At 63.2% G+C, this 17,008-nt stretch carries 18 protein-coding genes and 1 other RNA gene; 7 read left to right on the plus strand and 12 right to left on the minus strand.

Annotated elements, in window-relative coordinates; genetic code table 11:
* Positions 1 to 25: 25 nt before the first annotated feature.
* The 11 genes from ACOI1H_RS09740 to ACOI1H_RS09790 form a co-directional block, all read right to left on the minus strand.
* Positions 26 to 667: a DUF1194 domain-containing protein gene (locus ACOI1H_RS09740; RefSeq protein WP_422437017.1), complete on the minus strand. Its 642-nt coding sequence runs from the start codon at positions 665 to 667 to the stop codon at positions 26 to 28.
* A 45-nt stretch (positions 668 to 712) separates the two neighbouring features.
* Positions 713 to 1,064, minus strand: a transfer-messenger RNA (tmRNA) gene (ssrA, locus tag ACOI1H_RS09745).
* A gap of 2 nt (positions 1,065 to 1,066) precedes the next feature.
* Complete coding sequence (locus tag ACOI1H_RS09750; RefSeq protein WP_422437019.1) at positions 1,067 to 1,681, minus strand: class I SAM-dependent methyltransferase; 615 nt, start codon at positions 1,679 to 1,681, stop codon at positions 1,067 to 1,069.
* A gap of 17 nt (positions 1,682 to 1,698) precedes the next feature.
* The gene (gene pssA / locus ACOI1H_RS09755; protein WP_422437020.1) at positions 1,699 to 2,424 is read right to left on the minus strand and encodes a CDP-diacylglycerol--serine O-phosphatidyltransferase; all 726 of its coding nucleotides are present in this window, start codon (positions 2,422 to 2,424) and stop codon (positions 1,699 to 1,701) included.
* A 3-nt stretch (positions 2,425 to 2,427) separates the two neighbouring features.
* A complete protein-coding gene (locus tag ACOI1H_RS09760) occupies positions 2,428 to 3,090 on the minus strand; it encodes a phosphatidylserine decarboxylase (RefSeq protein WP_422437021.1) in 663 nt (220 codons plus the stop codon).
* A gap of 79 nt (positions 3,091 to 3,169) precedes the next feature.
* Complete coding sequence (locus ACOI1H_RS09765) at positions 3,170 to 4,504, minus strand: branched-chain amino acid ABC transporter permease (protein WP_422437023.1); 1,335 nt, start codon at positions 4,502 to 4,504, stop codon at positions 3,170 to 3,172.
* Positions 4,501 to 5,511, minus strand: coding sequence for a branched-chain amino acid ABC transporter permease (locus tag ACOI1H_RS09770; protein ID WP_422437024.1), 1,011 nt, complete (start codon positions 5,509 to 5,511; stop codon positions 4,501 to 4,503). The genes ACOI1H_RS09765 and ACOI1H_RS09770 overlap by 4 nt, the downstream gene beginning before the upstream one ends.
* Positions 5,512 to 5,542: 31 nt before the next feature.
* Positions 5,543 to 6,364 (minus strand): ABC transporter ATP-binding protein, encoded by an 822-nt coding sequence (locus ACOI1H_RS09775; protein WP_422437026.1) that lies wholly within the window; start codon positions 6,362 to 6,364, stop codon positions 5,543 to 5,545.
* Positions 6,365 to 6,481: 117 nt separating this feature from the next.
* A complete protein-coding gene (locus ACOI1H_RS09780; RefSeq protein WP_422437028.1) occupies positions 6,482 to 7,267 on the minus strand; it encodes an ABC transporter ATP-binding protein in 786 nt (261 codons plus the stop codon).
* An 82-nt stretch (positions 7,268 to 7,349) separates the two neighbouring features.
* Positions 7,350 to 8,546 carry an ABC transporter substrate-binding protein gene (locus ACOI1H_RS09785; protein WP_422437029.1) on the minus strand — a complete coding sequence of 399 codons (1,197 nt, stop codon included), beginning with the start codon at positions 8,544 to 8,546 and terminating at the stop codon, positions 7,350 to 7,352.
* A 131-nt stretch (positions 8,547 to 8,677) separates the two neighbouring features.
* Positions 8,678 to 9,679: a GlxA family transcriptional regulator gene (locus tag ACOI1H_RS09790; protein ID WP_422437031.1), complete on the minus strand. Its 1,002-nt coding sequence runs from the start codon at positions 9,677 to 9,679 to the stop codon at positions 8,678 to 8,680.
* A gap of 187 nt (positions 9,680 to 9,866) precedes the next feature.
* Here ACOI1H_RS09790 and ACOI1H_RS09795 point away from each other — a divergent pair, with 187 nt between their 5' ends.
* Together ACOI1H_RS09795 and ACOI1H_RS09800 are read left to right on the plus strand one after the other, a co-directional pair.
* A complete protein-coding gene (locus tag ACOI1H_RS09795) occupies positions 9,867 to 11,237 on the plus strand; it encodes a class II 3-deoxy-7-phosphoheptulonate synthase (RefSeq protein WP_422437033.1) in 1,371 nt (456 codons plus the stop codon).
* A gap of 96 nt (positions 11,238 to 11,333) precedes the next feature.
* Entirely contained in the window at positions 11,334 to 11,699 is a 366-nt protein-coding gene (locus tag ACOI1H_RS09800) for a DUF2200 domain-containing protein (protein WP_422437035.1), read from the plus strand.
* Positions 11,700 to 11,708: 9 nt separating this feature from the next.
* On the opposite strand, the gene ACOI1H_RS09805 is transcribed toward ACOI1H_RS09800, so the two are convergent.
* Complete coding sequence (locus tag ACOI1H_RS09805; protein WP_422437037.1) at positions 11,709 to 12,344, minus strand: PAS domain-containing protein; 636 nt, start codon at positions 12,342 to 12,344, stop codon at positions 11,709 to 11,711.
* Between the two features lie 191 nt (positions 12,345 to 12,535).
* Here ACOI1H_RS09805 and ACOI1H_RS09810 point away from each other — a divergent pair, with 191 nt between their 5' ends.
* The 5 genes from ACOI1H_RS09810 to ACOI1H_RS09830 all read left to right on the plus strand — a co-directional run bounded on the left by ACOI1H_RS09810 (position 12,536) and on the right by ACOI1H_RS09830 (position 16,887).
* Complete coding sequence (locus tag ACOI1H_RS09810) at positions 12,536 to 13,423, plus strand: YicC/YloC family endoribonuclease (protein WP_422437039.1); 888 nt, start codon at positions 12,536 to 12,538, stop codon at positions 13,421 to 13,423.
* Between the two features lie 4 nt (positions 13,424 to 13,427).
* Positions 13,428 to 14,063, plus strand: coding sequence for a guanylate kinase (gene gmk / locus ACOI1H_RS09815; protein WP_422437041.1), 636 nt, complete (start codon positions 13,428 to 13,430; stop codon positions 14,061 to 14,063).
* Position 14,064: 1 nt separating this feature from the next.
* Positions 14,065 to 14,586: a gamma carbonic anhydrase family protein gene (locus ACOI1H_RS09820; protein WP_422437042.1), complete on the plus strand. Its 522-nt coding sequence runs from the start codon at positions 14,065 to 14,067 to the stop codon at positions 14,584 to 14,586.
* Position 14,587: 1 nt separating this feature from the next.
* Positions 14,588 to 15,781, plus strand: coding sequence for a trans-sulfuration enzyme family protein (locus ACOI1H_RS09825; RefSeq protein ID WP_422437044.1), 1,194 nt, complete (start codon positions 14,588 to 14,590; stop codon positions 15,779 to 15,781).
* A gap of 77 nt (positions 15,782 to 15,858) precedes the next feature.
* Positions 15,859 to 16,887, plus strand: a complete 1,029-nt coding sequence (locus tag ACOI1H_RS09830) for a sensor histidine kinase (protein ID WP_422437046.1) — start codon at positions 15,859 to 15,861, stop codon at positions 16,885 to 16,887.
* The last annotated feature ends 121 nt before the right edge of the window (positions 16,888 to 17,008 follow it).

Here is a 17,008-nt window from a genome sequence, read left to right on the forward strand (position 1 = left end):
TGCGGCGGGATGAAAGGGTCTGCTGTCAGCCGATGGGTCGGGACAGTTCCCGCAGGATCTTGGCCCGGATCGCGCGGGGATAATCGCGATGACGCTGGGCCGTCACGACGAAACCGTCGCGCGTGATGACCCGGCGCGTGTAGAAATTCGTGATCGCAAGGCCCATCGATTCGATGGCGATGGCGTTGATGGTGATCCCGTCACGTTGCGCCTGCTGGCGGGCGGCGGCGACGTCGCTGCCGGTGTTGGGTGTGCCGTCGCCCGAGATGTCGATCAACCGCCGCTTGCAGTCGGCGACGGGCCCGAAATTCGCCAGAGAGAACAGCAGCGCCTCGGCGGGTGCCGTCCCGGACAGGGTGTAGGCGCGTGGCATAAGGCGGGCCGTGTCCGACAGGCGCGCGACGTCCACCGCGGTCCGGATGCGGGTCCAGGGCACCGTGACGGACTGGCGGTCGATGCCGGACCATTGCACGACGCTGATCGCGGCAGCCCCCGCTACCATCGCGTCGATGATTGCGGGATCGGCCAATGCATCGGCCAAGCCGTCGGTCTGAAGGCGATATTCGACCGGATCGACGGAATTCGACACGTCGATGGTCAGCATGAGGGCCACGTCGCAGGCGATGACCTGAAAGGGAAAAACCGCAAAGATCAGGGCCCGCCACATGACCGCAGTCTGGGCGAGAACGAAATGGCAGGCAAGTGGGGGAAAGGTGCAGGTTTCTGTTGCCAGGTACCTGCGGACCCCGCCTTAGGTCGCAAAACCTAAGGACTTAAGGTTTCGATATTCCGCACAGCTTACGCTGCGAGGGCCATCGGTGCTTTGTTGTCATTTGCAACTAGCTTTTTTGTACCGATAACGGTGGTAACTCACCGGGACAAAGCATTACCCCTTTAGACGTTCGTCGATCCTGTTTCGTCCCCATCGCTGGCAAATGACCAGAATGTTGGTGGAGACGCCGGGTACCGCCCCCGGGTCCGATCCGCTTATTACGAGCGCGTTTATGTCCATAGTCCCGAAGGACAACTTACAGATAGGCGCAGCACCTGTCTGTGGCAAGAGGCATCACCGCTTTTGCAGAACGAGGAACGTCATCATTCCGAAAGGCGGCAAGCTGGATTCCTCGACCAGTTTCAGCCGGTCATCGGCCAGCACGGTTGCGATCGGAAAGTCCGAATGCCAACCCAACAGGTTTTCCAGCGGGGCGGCGATGCGTTCGACCTTTGCCAGAAACCCGTCGTCCCGCTGAAAGTGGTTGGCGATGACGACCTGCCCGCCGGGTTTGCAGACGCGGGCGATCTCCTGCATCACCCGCCCCGGGTCCGGCACCACGGACAGGACATGCATCGCCGCCACGGTGTCGAAATGATCGTCGGGAAAGTCGAGGTGCCGCGCATCCATTTGGCGCAGCGCCGCGACGTGGTTCAGTCGTTCCTCGGCCACGCGCTTGCGGGCCTTGGCCAGCATGTCGTCGTTGTAATCGATGCCGGTGACGCGGACCCGGTCGTCATACAGCGGTAGGGCTAGGCCAGTGCCGACCCCGACCTCCAGCACGTCGCCCCCGCGGTCCAGGATGTGGTCGACCGTGCGCCGCCGCGCGATGCGGGTGATGGCCCCGAACGTCTGGTCATAGATCGGTGCCCAGCGGGCATAGCTTTTTGCGACGGCAGAGATTTCCAAGGCATCGATCCTTCCGGTCAGGACTTGCGGCGCAGGGCGCTCCATACAACTGCAACGATATAGGCAACGCACAGGGCAACCAAAGTGATCCACGGATACGTGAGAACGGCGGCGATCAAGACGACCACCCCCAGCAGGACATAACGTACATAGCCGGGTGCGATGCGGGCCGACTTGAAGGAAGATGTCTTGATTCCGCTGATCATCAGCAGGCCGATCCCCGTCATGTAAAGGCACAGGATCGGGTCCGGCAGCAATGATGCATCGGCAAAGGCGAAAGAGGTGAACATGGGAAGAAGGACCAGCATCGCCCCGGCGGGCGACGGCACGCCGACGAAATGGTCCGCCTTGGGGCCGGGCATATCCGACTTTGCATCGACATTGAACCGCGCAAGGCGCAGCACGCAGCAGACGGCAAAGACCAGCACCGCGATCCAGCCGATCTTGCGGTAATCCTGCAACGCCCAGAAATAGAGCATGAGTGGGGCTGCGACGCCGAAGTTCACGAAATCCGCGAGACTGTCGAGTTCCGCGCCGACCTTGGAATGGCTGCCCAACATCCGGGCAACGCGCCCGTCGATCCCGTCCAGAAGCGCCGCGAACAGGATCAGCAGGGCGGCGGTCTTGAAATCCTGCTCGACCGCGGCCCGGATCGCCGACAGCCCCGCGCCGATGGCAGTGATCGTCAGTGCATTGGGCAGAAGCTGCAACAGCGCGACGTCACGGCGGGGAGGCTGGGCCATGACCTAGCCTTTCAAGTCCGCGATGACCGTCTCGCCTGCGACCATCGTCTGGCCGATCGCAACCAGTGGAGACACACCCTCGGGCAGATAGACATCGAGGCGCGATCCGAAGCGGATCAGTCCGAAACGTTCACCCGTCGCCAGCGTCGCCTCCGGCTTGACGAAGCAGACGATGCGGCGCGCCACAAGACCTGCGATCTGCACGACAGCCACATCGCGCCCGTCAGCCACCCTGATCCGCAGGGAATTGCGTTCGTTATCGACGCTTGCCTTGTCCATCGAGGCATTCAGGAACTTGCCGGGCCGATAGGCAATGGCCGCCACTGTGCCGCCGACCGGCGCGCGGTTCACATGGCAGTTGAACACGTTCATGAAGACGCTGACGCGAGTGAGCGGCGTATCGGCCATGCCCAGCTCTGCCGGGGGAACAGCAGGTTCGATCAGCGATACGATGCCGTCGGCGGGACTGATGACAAGGTCGGGTCGCTGCGGGGTCACACGCTCCGGATCGCGAAAGAAATAGTAGCACCAGACCGTCAGCAAGACACCCAGCCAGCCCAATGGGTCCCAGATCAGGAACAGCACGACCGTGATCGCGGTGAAAATCGCGACGAAGCGTCGCCCTTCCGGGTGCATCGGCTTGATGAAGGTGCTGGCCATGTTCATTTTGTCGCGTTCCCTGCCGGTTGCGTCGCACCCGTCATAGGTGCGACGCCCCGGAACGCAAGGCGATAGCGCGCGACGTCTATTTTTCGGGCAAGATGCCGCGTGGACTGAACCGCAGGATCAACAGCAAAACCGTCCCCATCACGAGGAACCGCATCTGCGGCGCCGAATTGACCAGATCGGCCTTGAGCTGGCTGTCCTCACCCAGGGCGGACGTGGCCCAGATCATCAGGCCCGGCCCGTATTCACCGACTGCGACCCACAGCCACCAGATCAGCATGCCGCCCAGCACGGCACCGATGTTGTTGCCGGACCCGCCGACGATCACCATGACCCAGACCAGAAAGGTGAACCGCAGCGGCTGATAGGACGCGGGCGTCAGTTGCCCGTCCAGCGTGGTCATCATCGCACCCGCAAGTCCGCAGATCGCCGAGCCGATGATGAAGATCTGCAAGTGGCGCCGCGTCACGTCCTTGCCCATCGCCTCGGCGGCGACCTCGTTGTCGCGGATCGCGCGCATCATTCGGCCCCAGGGCGAATGCAACGCCCGCTGTGCCAGAATCAGAAGCACGATCAGGAACACGGCGAACAGACCCGCATAGGCCAGTTTTACGAACAGGGTCGAGGCCGTCGTCGGGTCCAGTCCGACATCGGCGGCCCGCTGCACGAACGCGGGGTCGGCTTGCAGATCCGTCTCATAGGGAACGGGGCGGGGCAGGCCGGTGACGTTCTGCACGCCGCGCGACAGCCAGTTCTCGTTCTTGAGAACTGCAATAATGATTTCCGCAATGCCCAGCGTAGCGATCGCAAGGTAGTCGCTGCGCAGCCCCAGCGCCACCTTGCCGATGGCCCATGCGGCCCCGGCCGCCAGCAGACCGCCCACAGGCCAGCCGATGATCGGCATCCACCACCAGTCGCGCCCGGCGTCACCGCCCAGATTCACGCCGCCAAGATAGCCGGCAGAGGCGGGGTTGACCGCTTCGATTGCCATCACACCCCCGTCAAAGACCGCGCGATATGCAAAGAATCCAGCGATCGTTAGGACAAGCATGACGATGTTGCGAGCCCGGCCCTTTGTCATGCGCCGGTAAACCGCCCCCAGTGCCAGGATCACGACGGCCCCAAGCGCGAGCCCCAGCAGCGTGCGCCCGCCACCGACCGCCCAGGCCTCTCGGACCGGCGGCATCGACAACAGGACGGAGGCGAGCCCGCCCAGGGCAACGAACCCCATGATGCCGACATTGAACAGTCCAGCGAGGCCCCATTGCAGGTTCACTCCCAACGCCATGATCGCCGAGATCAGGCCGTAGTTCAGGATGATCAGCGCGAGGTTCCAGTTGTCCAGAAACCCGGTGCCGAGGATCAGCAGGGCGACAAGACCCGCGAACAGGCCGGTGCGCAGGCGGTCGGTCATATGCTTTGCCCCTTGAACAGGCCAGTCGGTCGGAACAGCAGCACGATCAGCAAAATCATGAAGCTGACGGCGAACTTGTAGTCACCGGACAGCAATTGCACGAGGCCCTCCGGCCCCATGCCGTCTGGCAACCAGTAGGTCAGCACCTTCTTCAGCGGATAAGTCACGGTGACCTCGGCGAAAGCGATCAGGAATCCGCCGGCGATGGCGCCGACCGGATTGCCGATTCCGCCAACGATGGCGGCCGCGAATATGGGAAGAAGCAGCTGGAAGTATGTGAAAGCCTTGAAGGATTTGTCCAAACCGTAAAGCACGCCCGCGATGGTCGCCAGCGCCGCCACGATCAGCCATGTGACGCGCACCACGCGGTCCGGATCGATGCCGGACAGCAGGGCTAGGTCTTCGTTGTCAGAGAACGCGCGCATCGACTTGCCTGTACGGGTCTTGTTCAGGAACCAGAACAGCACGGCGACGGTGATCGCCGCCGTCACCAAGGTGATCGCCTGCGTCGTGCGGATCGCCAGCCCTTCGTCAAGGCCGGTCCAGTCCTTGAATTGCTGCACCGTCATGACGAACCGTGCGCCGTCCGCGAACTGGATGTCGCGTACGCCGATGAACACGCGGGTCAGGCCGTTCAGGACGAACATCACGCCAAGGCTCACGATCACGAGGATCACCGGCTTGGCCTTCTGCACGCGGTAGAACTTGTAGATCAACCAGTCGGTCCCCAGCAGCAGCATCCCGGTGGCCAGGATGCCGACGGGCAGCGCCAGCAAAGCGGTCGGCAACGGCCCGAGGCTGACGCCAAGCGCCACCAGCACGGCCGTCACCTTGATCGTGACCGCCGTGCCGAAGGCCATCGTGTCGCCGTGCGCGAAGTTGGAAAAGCGCAGGATCGCGTAGACAAGCGTGACGCCCAGCGCCCCGATGGCCAACTGCGCGCCATAGGCCAAGGCCGGTACGATGACGAAGTTGGTCAGGAAGACCAGACCGTTCAGAAATTCCATGTCGCGTCCCCGATTGTCTTGGTGCGCATCGTCATCCCCCCAGAAAGCTGCGGCGGACTTCGGGGTCTGCCAACAGCTCCTTGCCAGTCCCAGTATGGGCATTGACACCCTGCACAAGAACATAAGCCTTATCTGCAATTTCAAGCGCTTGCCGGGCGTTCTGTTCCACCATCAGGATCGGGATGCCGGTACGGGCGACCTCGATGATGCGGTCAAACAGCTCGTCCATCACGATGGGGCTGACGCCAGCGGTCGGCTCGTCCAGCATCAGGACCTTGGGCTTGGTCATCAGCGCGCGACCCACGGCGACCTGCTGACGCTGCCCGCCAGAGAGTTCGCCTGCGGGCTGCAACCGTTTCTCCTTCAGGATCGGGAACAGGTCATAGATCTGCGCCATCGTGTCCCGGAAATCGTCGCGGCGGATGAAGGCCCCCATTTCGAGGTTTTCCTCCACCGTCATGGCGGTGAAGATGTTGTGCGTCTGCGGCACGAACCCCATGCCTTTGACCACCCGCTGCTGCGGCGACAGGGTCGTGATGTCCTCACCGTCCAGCATCACATGTCCGGACCGCACGTCGAGCATGCCGAACATCGCCTTCATGGCCGTCGACTTGCCAGCGCCGTTCGGGCCGACGATGACGGCAATCTCGCCGGGCTCCACCGCGATGGTGCAGGCATGCAGAATATCAGGACCCTTGCCATAGCCGCCGGTCATGGCGTCGCCGATCAGAAAGGGGGTGCCGGGGGCAGGACTGGACGCACCGCGCCTCACCGGTTGCGCCGTGCCGCCGCCGGCCTTCGTGATCGACCGGTCTTTATTGCCGCGATCATCCTGATAAGGGTTGTCAGACATGCACGGCCCTTCTGTCGTTCATTTTCATCTGGCCGGTTAAACTCTCGGGGGTGAATGCGCGCCAGCGCAGAGGGGGCAGACAGCCCCCTGACACCGCCTGCGACAATCGCTGCAATCTCATGCGCTTGCCACCTGATCCTTGTTCTTCAAACCGGTGCCGAGATAGGCTTCGATCACCTGCTCGTTGGCCTTGATCTCGGCCAGGGTGCCTTGGGCCAACACACGGCCTTCGGCCATGCAGATGACCGGATCGCAAAGCCGACCGATGAAATCCATGTCGTGTTCGATCACGACGAAGGTATAGCCGCGTTCTTTGTTCAGCCGCAGGATCGCGTCGCCGATGGTGTTCAGCAGGGTGCGGTTGACGCCGGCACCGACCTCGTCGAGGAACACGATCCTGGCGTCCACCATCATGGTCCGCCCCAGTTCCAGCAGCTTTTTCTGTCCGCCGGAAATCTGGCCCGCCTTGTGGTCTGCAAGGTGACTGACCGTCAGGAAGTCCAGCACCTCGTCGGCCTTGGCACGCAGGGCACGTTCCTCGTCGGCGATGCGCTTGCGGCCGAACCAGGTGTTCCACAGGGTCTCGCCCGACTGGGCGGCGGGGACCATCATCAGGTTCTCGCGGCAGGTCATGGAGGGGAATTCGTGCGCGATCTGGAAGGTGCGCAGCAGGCCGCGATGGAACAGGTCATGCGGCGGCAGACCAGTAATGTCTTGACCTTGCATTGTCACACGGCCGGAAGTCGGTTGAAGAACGCCGGCGATCACATTGAAAAGTGTCGTTTTTCCAGCACCGTTCGGACCGATGAGCCCCGTGATCGATCCTTCCTGAATCGTCAGGCTTGCACCGTCCACGGCATGAAAACCACCAAAGGTCTTCACCAGATTCTCAACGACTATCATGGCGTCCCCGTCCGGCACATTTAGAGTGCGCCGTAAATTATTGAAACAGCGCGGGGTTTGCCCCGCGCCGTTCAGATCGCGTTTAGCGGAAGTTCACCGTCTCGATGACACCGTCCTTGATCTCGATCTCGCGGTAGTTGCCGGCGGATTCGCCTGCACCGATCAGCTCGACGGCGGTGGCACCGACATAATCGATGTCTTCGCCGGCCTTCAGAAGTTCGATGGCCTTTGCCAGTTCACCCGGAAAAATCTCGGTGCCGGGTGCGTTGGCGACGTCCATGACGTGGTCCTTGAAGTCGGCCGACTGGTTCGATTTTGCGGCCTCCATCGACAGCATGATCAAGGCGGCGGCGTCGTATGATTCCGGTGCAAATGCACCGGTGCCTTCGAATCCGGCCTCGGTCGCCATCGCCTGGAAAAGTTCCGCACCCTGGCTGTCGGTGCCGGGAAACTGGCCGAAGGACCCGTTCAAGCCCGCGCCGATGTCGTCCACAAGCTGCTGGCCGACCATGCCGTCGGGCAGGACGAAGGTATCGAAAGCACCGGTGTCGAGGGCGTTCTGGATGATGCCCTTGCCGCCCTGGTCGGTGTAACCGGCCACGACCAGCACATCGCCGCCGGCGGCAGCCAGGGCCGCCACTTCGGACGAATAATCGCCCTTGCCGTCTTCATGCGCGGCCGAAATCGTCACCGTACCGCCGGCTTCCTCGAAAGCAGCCTGGAACGCGTCGGCCAGACCCTTGCCGTAGTCGTTGTTGGTGTAGGTCAGGGCGACGGTCTGAATGTCGCGGTCCATCAGGACTTCGGTCATCACGACGCCCTGACGGGCATCCGACGGCGCGGTGCGGAAGAACAGGCCGTCATCCTCTGCCGTCGACAGCGCGGGCGAGGTGGCAGAGGGGGAAATCATCACGATGCCGTTCGGGCGCGCGACGTTCTGCAGGATGGCACCGGTCACACCGGAACAGTCAGCACCCATGATCGCATTGACCATGTCGCCTGTGACCAGACCTTCGGCTGCGGCTGTCGCGGCACCGGCGTCGATGCAGGTGGAATCGGCGCGGACGGCGCTGACGGCGGCACCGTCCAGCAATGTGCCCGCGTCGTTCACTTCCTTGATCGCCAGATCGGCACCGGCACCCATCGCGGGGGTGATCGATTCCAGCGGGCCGGTAAAGCCCAGCACGATCCCGATCTTGATGTCCCCGGTGTGGGATTCGGCAAAGGCCGTGCCTGTCATCAAGGCAGTGGCGGCGGTGGCCAGCAGCAGTTTGTTCATGTCGTAACTCCCAGTTGATGTTATTGTTCTGGCGGGCAGATTAACAGGCGAAACCGGATTGTGAAGCAGCCATTGCGGGGCCTTTCGCCTGATTTACGCAAGGTTCGCGGGCGAAACGGCGACATTGCAACCTAGACGGACAAACGCGCCGCATGGGTGCCGCGTTCGCGGTAGGGCGTGGTGTCGTAATGGGCCCGGTAGCATTTGGAAAAATGCGATGGAGAGGCAAATCCACAGGCAAGGGCGACGTTGATGACCGTCATGTCCGTCTGCATCAGCAGGTTGCGCGCCTTGGACAGCCGCAATTCCATGTAATACCGCTTCGGGCTGCGCGACAGATAGCGGCGGAACAGTCGTTCGAGCTGTCGCGTCGACATGCCGACGTCATGGGCCAGAGTGGCGGGGCTGATGGGGTCTTCGATGTTGTTTTCCATCAACTGGATCACGCGGGACAGTTTCGGATGCCGCACGCCGATGCGCGTCGGAATGGACAGGCGCTGCGTGTCCTGATCGGTGCGGATCGCGGAATAGATCAGGATATCGGCCACCGCATTTGCGAGGTCTTCGCCGTGGTCGTCGGCGATGATCTTCAGCATCAAATCGATGGAAGCAGTGCCGCCGGCGGTCGTGATCCGGTTGCCGTCGATGACGAAGACCGACTTCGTCAGGTTCACATCCTCGAATTCCTCGATGAAGCTGTCCTGATTTTCCCAGTGGATCGTCGCGCGTCTGCCGGTCAGCAGCCCGGCCCTGGCCATCGTGTAGCCGGCGGTGCACAGCCCGGCGACCGTCGTGCCGCGTCGCGCCTCGCGGCGTAACCAGTTCAAGACCTTGCGGGTCGTGGCGTCGGCGATGTCGATGCCGCCACACAGCATCACGGTATCGTCGCGGTCCAGCTCGATCAGGTCGCTGTCCAGTTTGAAGGTGCAGCCGTTGGAACAGGTCGCGGACTCGCCACCTTCGCCGAGGATGGTCCAGTCATAAAGCTTGCGACCGGCGGTGCGGTTGGCGATCCGCAGACTTTCGATCGCAGCCGAGAAGCAAAGCATCGTGAACTGGTCCAGCAGCACGAACACGAACCGGCGCGGCTTGCCCGCGTGCTTGACGTCGATGATCTGTGGTGCGACTTGCATGGTGTCCCCGAAGTGCCTCGCAAAATCCAATCGACAAACTCTGCCCCCCACAAGGGGTATTCGCACGAATTTTGACGTTTTGCGACAGAAAGCGGCGTTTTTCGCCTGCGATTCCCCATTGGCCCCCGCCCGCGTTAGCGGTATAAGCGCCGCTCGAATTGCGAAAGATCGCCAGGGGAGAGGCACGATGAAGGACTGGAAGAAATCGGACTGGCGCAGCAAGCCACGCGTCCAGATGCCCGACTATACCGACGCTGCTGCCTCGCAGGCCGTCGAAGCGAAGCTGTCCAGCTATCCCCCGCTTGTGTTTGCCGGTGAGGCACGGCGTCTGAAATCGCACCTGGCCAAGGTCAGCCGGGGCGAGGCGTTCCTGCTGCAAGGCGGCGATTGCGCCGAAAGCTTTGCCGAATTCAGCGCCGACGGCATCCGCGACACCTTCAAGGTGATGTTGCAGATGGCGATGGTCCTGACTTACGGGGCCAAGGTGCCGGTGGTGAAACTTGGGCGGATGGCGGGGCAGATGGCCAAGCCGCGCTCGACCCCGACAGAAGTCGTGAACGGGCAGGAACTGCCCAGCTACCGGGGCGACATCATCAACGGCTTCGATTTCACCCCCGAAAGCCGCATGCCCGATCCCGCACGCATGCTGCAGGCTTACCTTCAGGCTGCTGCCTCCTTGAACCTTCTGCGCGCGTTTTCGACGGGCGGTTATGCGGACGTCCACAAGGTCCATGCTTGGACGCTGGGGTTCACCGACAAGCCCGAAGCCGAGAAATATCGCGATCTGGCCAACCGGATCAGCGACACGCTGGATTTCATGGAAGCTGCCGGCCTTTCGACCGAGACGAACCACGAACTGCAGACGGTCGAATTCTACACCTCGCACGAGGCGCTGCTGCTGGAATATGAAGAGGCGCTGACCCGCGTCGATTCGACCTCTGGCAAGTGGCTGGCCGGGTCGGGTCACATGATCTGGATCGGCGACCGTACGCGCCAGCCCGACGGCGCGCATGTGGAATACTGCAAGGGCGTGATGAACCCCATCGGCCTGAAATGCGGGCCGAGCATGACCTCTGGTCACCTCAAGGCGCTGATGGCGTCCTTGAACCCTGACAACGAGGCGGGTCGCCTGACGCTGATCGCGCGTTTCGGCGCGGGACAGGTCGGCGATCATCTGCCACGCCTGATCAAGGCCGTCGAGGAAGAGGGTGCCAAAGTCGTTTGGTCCTGCGATCCGATGCACGGCAACACGATCAAGTCGTCGTCCGGCTACAAGACGCGGCCCTTCGAGTCGGTTCTGCGCGAAGTGCGCGAATTCTTCGACATCCACAACGCCGAGGGGACGATCCCCGGCGGCGTGCATTTCGAGATGACGGGCAAGGACGTGACCGAATGCACCGGCGGCGTGCGCGCCGTGACGGACGAGGACCTGTCCGACCGCTACCACACCGCCTGCGATCCGCGCCTGAACGCCAGCCAGTCGCTGGAACTGGCCTTCCTCGTGGCAGAGGCATTGGGCGCGCGGCGTGACAAGATGGCCGAAGCCAAGGCAAGCTGAAACCCACACATCGATCCGGACCGGAAAGGCACCCCTGAGCGGGTGCCTTTTTCGTGCTAACCTGCGGTCACGCAACCGTTGGCAGGCATGACATCGATGAAGACGAAGGCATCCCACGACGACCGCATGGCCGCGCTGACCTTTGCGACGGTCTATCCGATGTATCTGGCCAAGGTCGAACGCAAGGGCCGCAGCAAGGCAGAGCTGGATGCGGTGATCCGCTGGCTGACCGGGTTAGACGATCTCGCGCTGGATCGATTACGCGACGAGAAGGCGACCTTTGCCACCTTTTTCGACGTGGCGACGCTGAACCCCGACGCATCGCTGATCACAGGCACAATCTGCGGCGTCCGGGTCGAACAGATCACGACACCGCTGACGCAAAAGGTGCGTTACCTTGACAAGCTGGTGGACGAATTGGCGAAGGGCTGGGCGATGGACAGGGTCCTGCGCCGTCCCTGAAACTCTGCCTCAGGTGTTGTCGACGACCAGCCGAAGTTTTGGGAACTCTGTCGGGACCGGGCGGGCACGGGTGCCGCGACGTTCGGCAAACGACAGGTTCAGGCTGTCGTGACGCAGCACAGCATCGCCCGCGATATCAAAGCGATAGGTGCGGTTGTTCAAGGGACCGGCGGCGACGAGAGCGCCCATCATCCGCGTGACCTGACCCTGCGCATCGACCATCGGCAACAACAGCAATTCGGCCTGCATCGGCTTGCGTCCCAGCCCCCGCGCGGCGGTCAGTGGCAGACCGACGACGGCAGGCCCGTCAAAGGCGGTATCGACGATGTTCATGGCCGCATCACGCGCGGCCACGGTAAAGAACGACCCGAAGGACATGCCGCGCGGGTCCATCCGCAGCAGGTCGTGCAGACGCTGACCTGCGACCCGGATGCGCACCGCACCGGGTGCCGTGCGATGCAGCAGGAACGCATGGGGCAAGGCATCGTGCAGGGCGTGAGGATCAAGTTGCGCGTGCGCCGGGATCTCCTTACCGCTGCACATCTGGCGCAAGTCTTCCTCCAGCAGGCGCAGCACGGCGCGCTCTGCCTCGGGCAGGCGGTGCAGGGGGGGCTTGGCGCGGGGCAGGTCGATGACATTGAACATGGTGGCACTCTCTTTCAAGCGGGCGGGCAGACCCGCGGTTTCGGGCTGTCGTTAAGAGAATATTAAACTTTGACTTATCCGAAATCACTTAAGAAAGTCTTAAGGGGTTAATACCGCCGCCCACGCCGCGCACCTCTTGCCCCTGCTACGCAATTTCCCTTAGGTGGGAGCATGCAGACAGGGATACGCCGATGACCCATTCGATGACGGCTTTCGCCAGCCGCACCGGCCAGACGGACACCGCCAGCTGGCACTGGGACATGCGCGGCGTGAACGGGCGTGGCCTCGATATCCGCACGCGACTGCCCGACGGCATGGACCGCTTGGACCAAACCCTGCGGACGGCGCTCGGCAAGGCGCTGCACCGCGGGACGGTGACCGTCAGCCTGCGGTTGACGCGCAGGTCCGACGCCGCCGACCTCGACATCGACGAGGCGCAGCTTGACCGCGTGCTGCGGGCACTGGACCTTGTGCAGGAACGCGCCTTTGCCGCCGGGGTGACACTGGGGCAGCCGACCGCCGCAGACGTGCTGTCGGCGCGCGGTGTGCTGGGGCAGGCGCCGGGTCCGGTCGACAATGCCGAACTGATCGCCGCACTTTCAACCGACATCGGGCCGCTGCTGTCGGACTTCACCGCGATGCGCGCCCACGAGGGGTCAGCCCTCCAACACATCATCGCCGACCAGCTGGACCGGATGAAGGCCCTGATCGATCAGGCAAGGAGCCTGTCAGAGGCTCGCCAGCCAAAGGTCCGGCAGGCCGTGCGCGAGGCCTATGCCCGGATCATGGAAGTGACCGCCGCCGACGATGCGCGGCTGGTGCAGGAATTGGCTGTGCTGGCGGTCAAGCAGGACGTGACCGAAGAGATCGACCGCCTGAAGGCCCATATCGCCGCAGCCTGGGACATTGTCGAGGACGACGGCCCTTCAGGCCGGCGGCTGGATTTTCTGGCGCAGGAGATCAACCGCGAGGTCAACACGCTCTGCGCGAAATCGCAGGACACGGACCTGACGCAGGTCGGTCTGGCGCTGAAACTGGTCGTCGACCAGATGCGCGAACAGATTCAGAACGTGGAGTAAGCCTTTGTCCAGACGCGGTTTGCTGATCATCCTGTCGTCGCCGTCCGGGGCAGGGAAATCGACATTGGCCAAGCGGTTGATGGTCTGGGACCCGTCGCTGTCGTTCTCGGTCTCGGCCACGACCCGCGCGGCCCGGCCCGGCGAAGTGGACGGCGCGGATTATCATTTCGTCACCGAACCCGCCTTTCGCAAGCTGGTGGACGACCGGGGCATGCTGGAACACGCGCGGGTCTTCGACAACTACTATGGCAGCCCCAAGGCCCCGGTGCAGGACGCCATCGAGGCGGGGCGCGACGTGCTGTTCGACGTGGATTGGCAGGGCGCACAGCAGATCAGCAACTCCGACCTGCAAGACGCTGTTCTGTCGATCTTCATCCTGCCGCCGTCGATCACGGAACTGCACCGGCGGCTGGTGGAACGCGGGCAGGATGCGCCCGATACCATCGCGCGACGGATGCAGAAAAGCTGGGACGAGATCAGCCATTGGGACAGCTACGACTATGTCCTCGTGAACGACAATCTGGACACGACCGAGGCGCAGTTGCGCACCATCATCAGCGCAGAACGCCTGCGCCGCGCGCAACAGCCCGACTTGCTGGACCACGTCCGCACCCTGCAACGCGAATTCGAGGAACGCTGACATGCCGATCTATGCCTTGAAAGACCTGACGCCCGACGTGGCAGACGACGTGTGGATCGCGCCCGGTGCCCATGTGATCGGCCGTGTCCGGCTGGAACCCGGTGTCGGCATCTGGTTCGGGGCGACGCTGCGCGGCGACAACGAGCTGATCAGCGTCGGCACCGGCACGAACATTCAGGAAAACTGCGTGCTGCACACGGACATGGGCTATCCGCTGACGATCCACGCGGGCTGCACCATCGGTCACAAGGCGATGCTGCACGGCTGTACCATCGGCGCAAACAGCCTGATCGGCATGGGTGCGACGGTGTTGAACGGCGCGGTGATCGGCGAAAACTGCCTGATCGGCGCGGGGGCCCTGATTACCGAGGGCAAGGTCATTCCGGACGGCTCTCTGGTCGTCGGCGCGCCCGGCAAGGTCGTGCGTCCGCTGGATGCGGCCGCGATCGAAGGTCTGCGCGCCTCGGCCCTGCATTACAGCGAAAACGCCGCGCGGTTCATGCGCGATCTGAAAGAGATCTGAGTTGAAAAAGCCCCTGACAAGCCTCGTCCGCCGCACGGTCTGGCCGACTTCCGTATCGCGCCCGGTCGTGACACCGCTGCAACCCTCTGTCGTCTACAGCAGCCCGGACCCGGACGCGCTGGATGCGCAATATGCCGATGCCTCGGGCTATACTTACGCGCGCGAGGGGCATCCCAACGCGCAGGTGCTGGCCGAGAAGATCGACATGCTGGAAGCGGTCGATCCGGCCTCTGGCGGCGGCATCGTCACCGGGTCAGGCATGTCGGCCATCGGTGCGGCGTTCCTTGGCTTGCTGAATGCGGGCGATCACGTGCTGGGCGGCGACCAGCTTTACGGGCGCACCCTGCGCCTGATGACGCAGGATTTCCCACGCTTCGGGATCGAAACCTCGCTGGCCGACCCGACGGACGCGAAAGCGATGGAAGCCGCACTTCGCCCCAAAACAAAGATGATTCTGGTCGAGGTCGTCTCCAACCCCACCATCCGCGTGGCCGACATGGAAGGCATCGTGGCGCTGGCAAAGGCGCGCGGCATCCTGCTGGTGGTCGACAATACCTTCACGACTCCCGCGGCGTATCAGCCGCTGTTGAGGGGTGCCGACATCGTCGTCCATTCCGTGACGAAGCTGCTGGCCGGCCATTCGGACGCGACGCTGGGTTATGTCGCCACACAGGATGCGGACCTGCGGCGGCGCATGAACGACGCCAATGTCACCTGGGGCCTGACCCCCAGCCCCTTCGACTGCTGGCTGGCGGAACGCGGGCTTCATTCGTTCCATCTGCGCCACCGCGCTGCGCAGGACAACGCGCGCAAACTGGCCGACGCGCTGGCCGACATGCCGGGCGTGAAGCAGGTCCTGTATCCGACCCGGAACGATCACCCGGACCACAACCGCGCCGTGGCATTGCTGGGCGGTCAGGGCGGCAACATGCTGTCCTTTGCCTTGCATGGCGGACGCGAGGCGGCAAATCGGCTGACCCGCGCCGCACCCGAGATCGCTTTTGCCCCGACGCTGGGCGACATCGGTACGACCCTGTCGCATCCGCCGTCGTCGTCGCATCGGGGCCTGACCGCCGAAGGCCGGGCAGCGCTTGGCATCACCGAAGGATTCTTTCGCGTCTCGGTCGGGGTCGAGGACGCGGACCTGCTGATCGCGGAACTGGGTGCCGCGGTGAAGGCTGCGCACGAAAGCTGACAATCTTCCTTGGCGGTTGAATCGGCGCTGCAACCTGTCATGTTGCCGCGACTTCCGATCATCATGGGGACCTGGACGTGCCGACCGATCCCACCGCCATCCCCATCGCAGCCCTGCCGTTTCCGGTCATGCTGATTGACGACCGCCAGATCGTTGCAGCGCTCAGCCCATCGCTTGCGGCGGTGCTTGGGGATCACGTGCGGGGGCGGCACTACATCAACGCGCTACGCCAGCCGATCACGCTCGAGGCGATCGAGGCCGCGATGAAGACCGGGCAACCCGGCCTGACGCGCTGGCTGGGTCGCGACGGCGCGCGTGACACAACCTGGGACGTGCATGTGATCCCCGAAGGCCGCCGCATGGTTCTGACCTTCGAGGATCGCACCGCCGCCGAGGAGGTGGGTCAGTTTCGTCGCGATTTCGTCGCCAATGTCAGTCACGAACTGCGGACGCCGCTGACAGCCCTGCAAGGATTCATCGAAACGCTGCGCGGGGCCGCCCGCAACGACGCTGTCGCCCGCGAAAGATTTCTCGGGATCATGGAGCGCGAGACGGCGCGCATGACCCAGCTTGTCGACGATCTGCTGTCGCTGAGCCGGGTGGAGGAGGGCGAGCGGATGCGCCCTGTCCAGACCATCGCCCTTGGCGAACTTGTGGTGGCGACACTCGCCGACCTCGAACCGGTCATCGCGGCCTCTGGCGTCACGGTCGCGCTGAACGACGACAGCGCCGGTGCCATGGTGCGTGGCGATGCGAACCAATTGCGGCAGGTGATCGGCAACCTGATCGAGAATGCGATCAAATACGGGGCCAGTGGTGGCGCGCTGATCATCCGAGTCGATTCCGCAATGTATCACAGAGGGTTGCGCGCCGACGGCGTGACCCTGCATGTGCAGGATCGCGGACCGGGCATCGCGCAGCATCACATTCCGCGCCTGACGGAGCGGTTCTACCGCGTTGACACCCACCGCAGCCGGGCGCTGGGGGGGACGGGTCTTGGCCTTGCCATCGTCAAGCATATCGTAAGTCGCCATCGCGGGCGGTTGTTGATCGAAAGCACCATCGGGCAGGGCACGACCTGTTCCGTCGTGCTGCCTTTGGCATGATCCAATTGGGCGTTGTCATATAACTTTTACACGACTGTCACAAAAACGTAGTGACGCAACACTAGACGGGCGGCAACGGTCTGGCCCGAGGCGGGCCGACAATCTGCATTCTGGCACGTTG

The sequence above is a fragment of the Loktanella sp. DJP18 genome (genome assembly GCF_049310965.1).
In the GTDB taxonomy this organism is placed as follows: Bacteria; Pseudomonadota; Alphaproteobacteria; order Rhodobacterales; family Rhodobacteraceae; genus Loktanella.

Coding starts and splice junctions, on each gene's coding strand:
- ACOI1H_RS09740 (WP_422437017.1), bottom strand. CDS start 667: ATGTGGCGGGCCCTGATCTTTGCGGTTTTTCCCTTTCAGGTCATCGCC.
- pssA (WP_422437020.1), bottom strand. CDS start 2,424: ATGGCCCAGCCTCCCCGCCGTGACGTCGCGCTGTTGCAGCTTCTGCCC.
- ACOI1H_RS09760 (WP_422437021.1), bottom strand. CDS start 3,090: ATGAACATGGCCAGCACCTTCATCAAGCCGATGCACCCGGAAGGGCGA.
- ACOI1H_RS09765 (WP_422437023.1), bottom strand. CDS start 4,504: ATGACCGACCGCCTGCGCACCGGCCTGTTCGCGGGTCTTGTCGCCCTG.
- ACOI1H_RS09770 (WP_422437024.1), bottom strand. CDS start 5,511: ATGGAATTTCTGAACGGTCTGGTCTTCCTGACCAACTTCGTCATCGTA.
- ACOI1H_RS09775 (WP_422437026.1), bottom strand. CDS start 6,364: ATGTCTGACAACCCTTATCAGGATGATCGCGGCAATAAAGACCGGTCG.
- ACOI1H_RS09780 (WP_422437028.1), bottom strand. CDS start 7,267: ATGATAGTCGTTGAGAATCTGGTGAAGACCTTTGGTGGTTTTCATGCC.
- ACOI1H_RS09785 (WP_422437029.1), bottom strand. CDS start 8,546: ATGAACAAACTGCTGCTGGCCACCGCCGCCACTGCCTTGATGACAGGC.
- ACOI1H_RS09790 (WP_422437031.1), bottom strand. CDS start 9,679: ATGCAAGTCGCACCACAGATCATCGACGTCAAGCACGCGGGCAAGCCG.
- ACOI1H_RS09795 (WP_422437033.1), top strand. CDS start 9,867: ATGAAGGACTGGAAGAAATCGGACTGGCGCAGCAAGCCACGCGTCCAG.
- ACOI1H_RS09800 (WP_422437035.1), top strand. CDS start 11,334: ATGAAGACGAAGGCATCCCACGACGACCGCATGGCCGCGCTGACCTTT.
- ACOI1H_RS09805 (WP_422437037.1), bottom strand. CDS start 12,344: ATGTTCAATGTCATCGACCTGCCCCGCGCCAAGCCCCCCCTGCACCGC.
- ACOI1H_RS09810 (WP_422437039.1), top strand. CDS start 12,536: ATGACCCATTCGATGACGGCTTTCGCCAGCCGCACCGGCCAGACGGAC.
- ACOI1H_RS09820 (WP_422437042.1), top strand. CDS start 14,065: ATGCCGATCTATGCCTTGAAAGACCTGACGCCCGACGTGGCAGACGAC.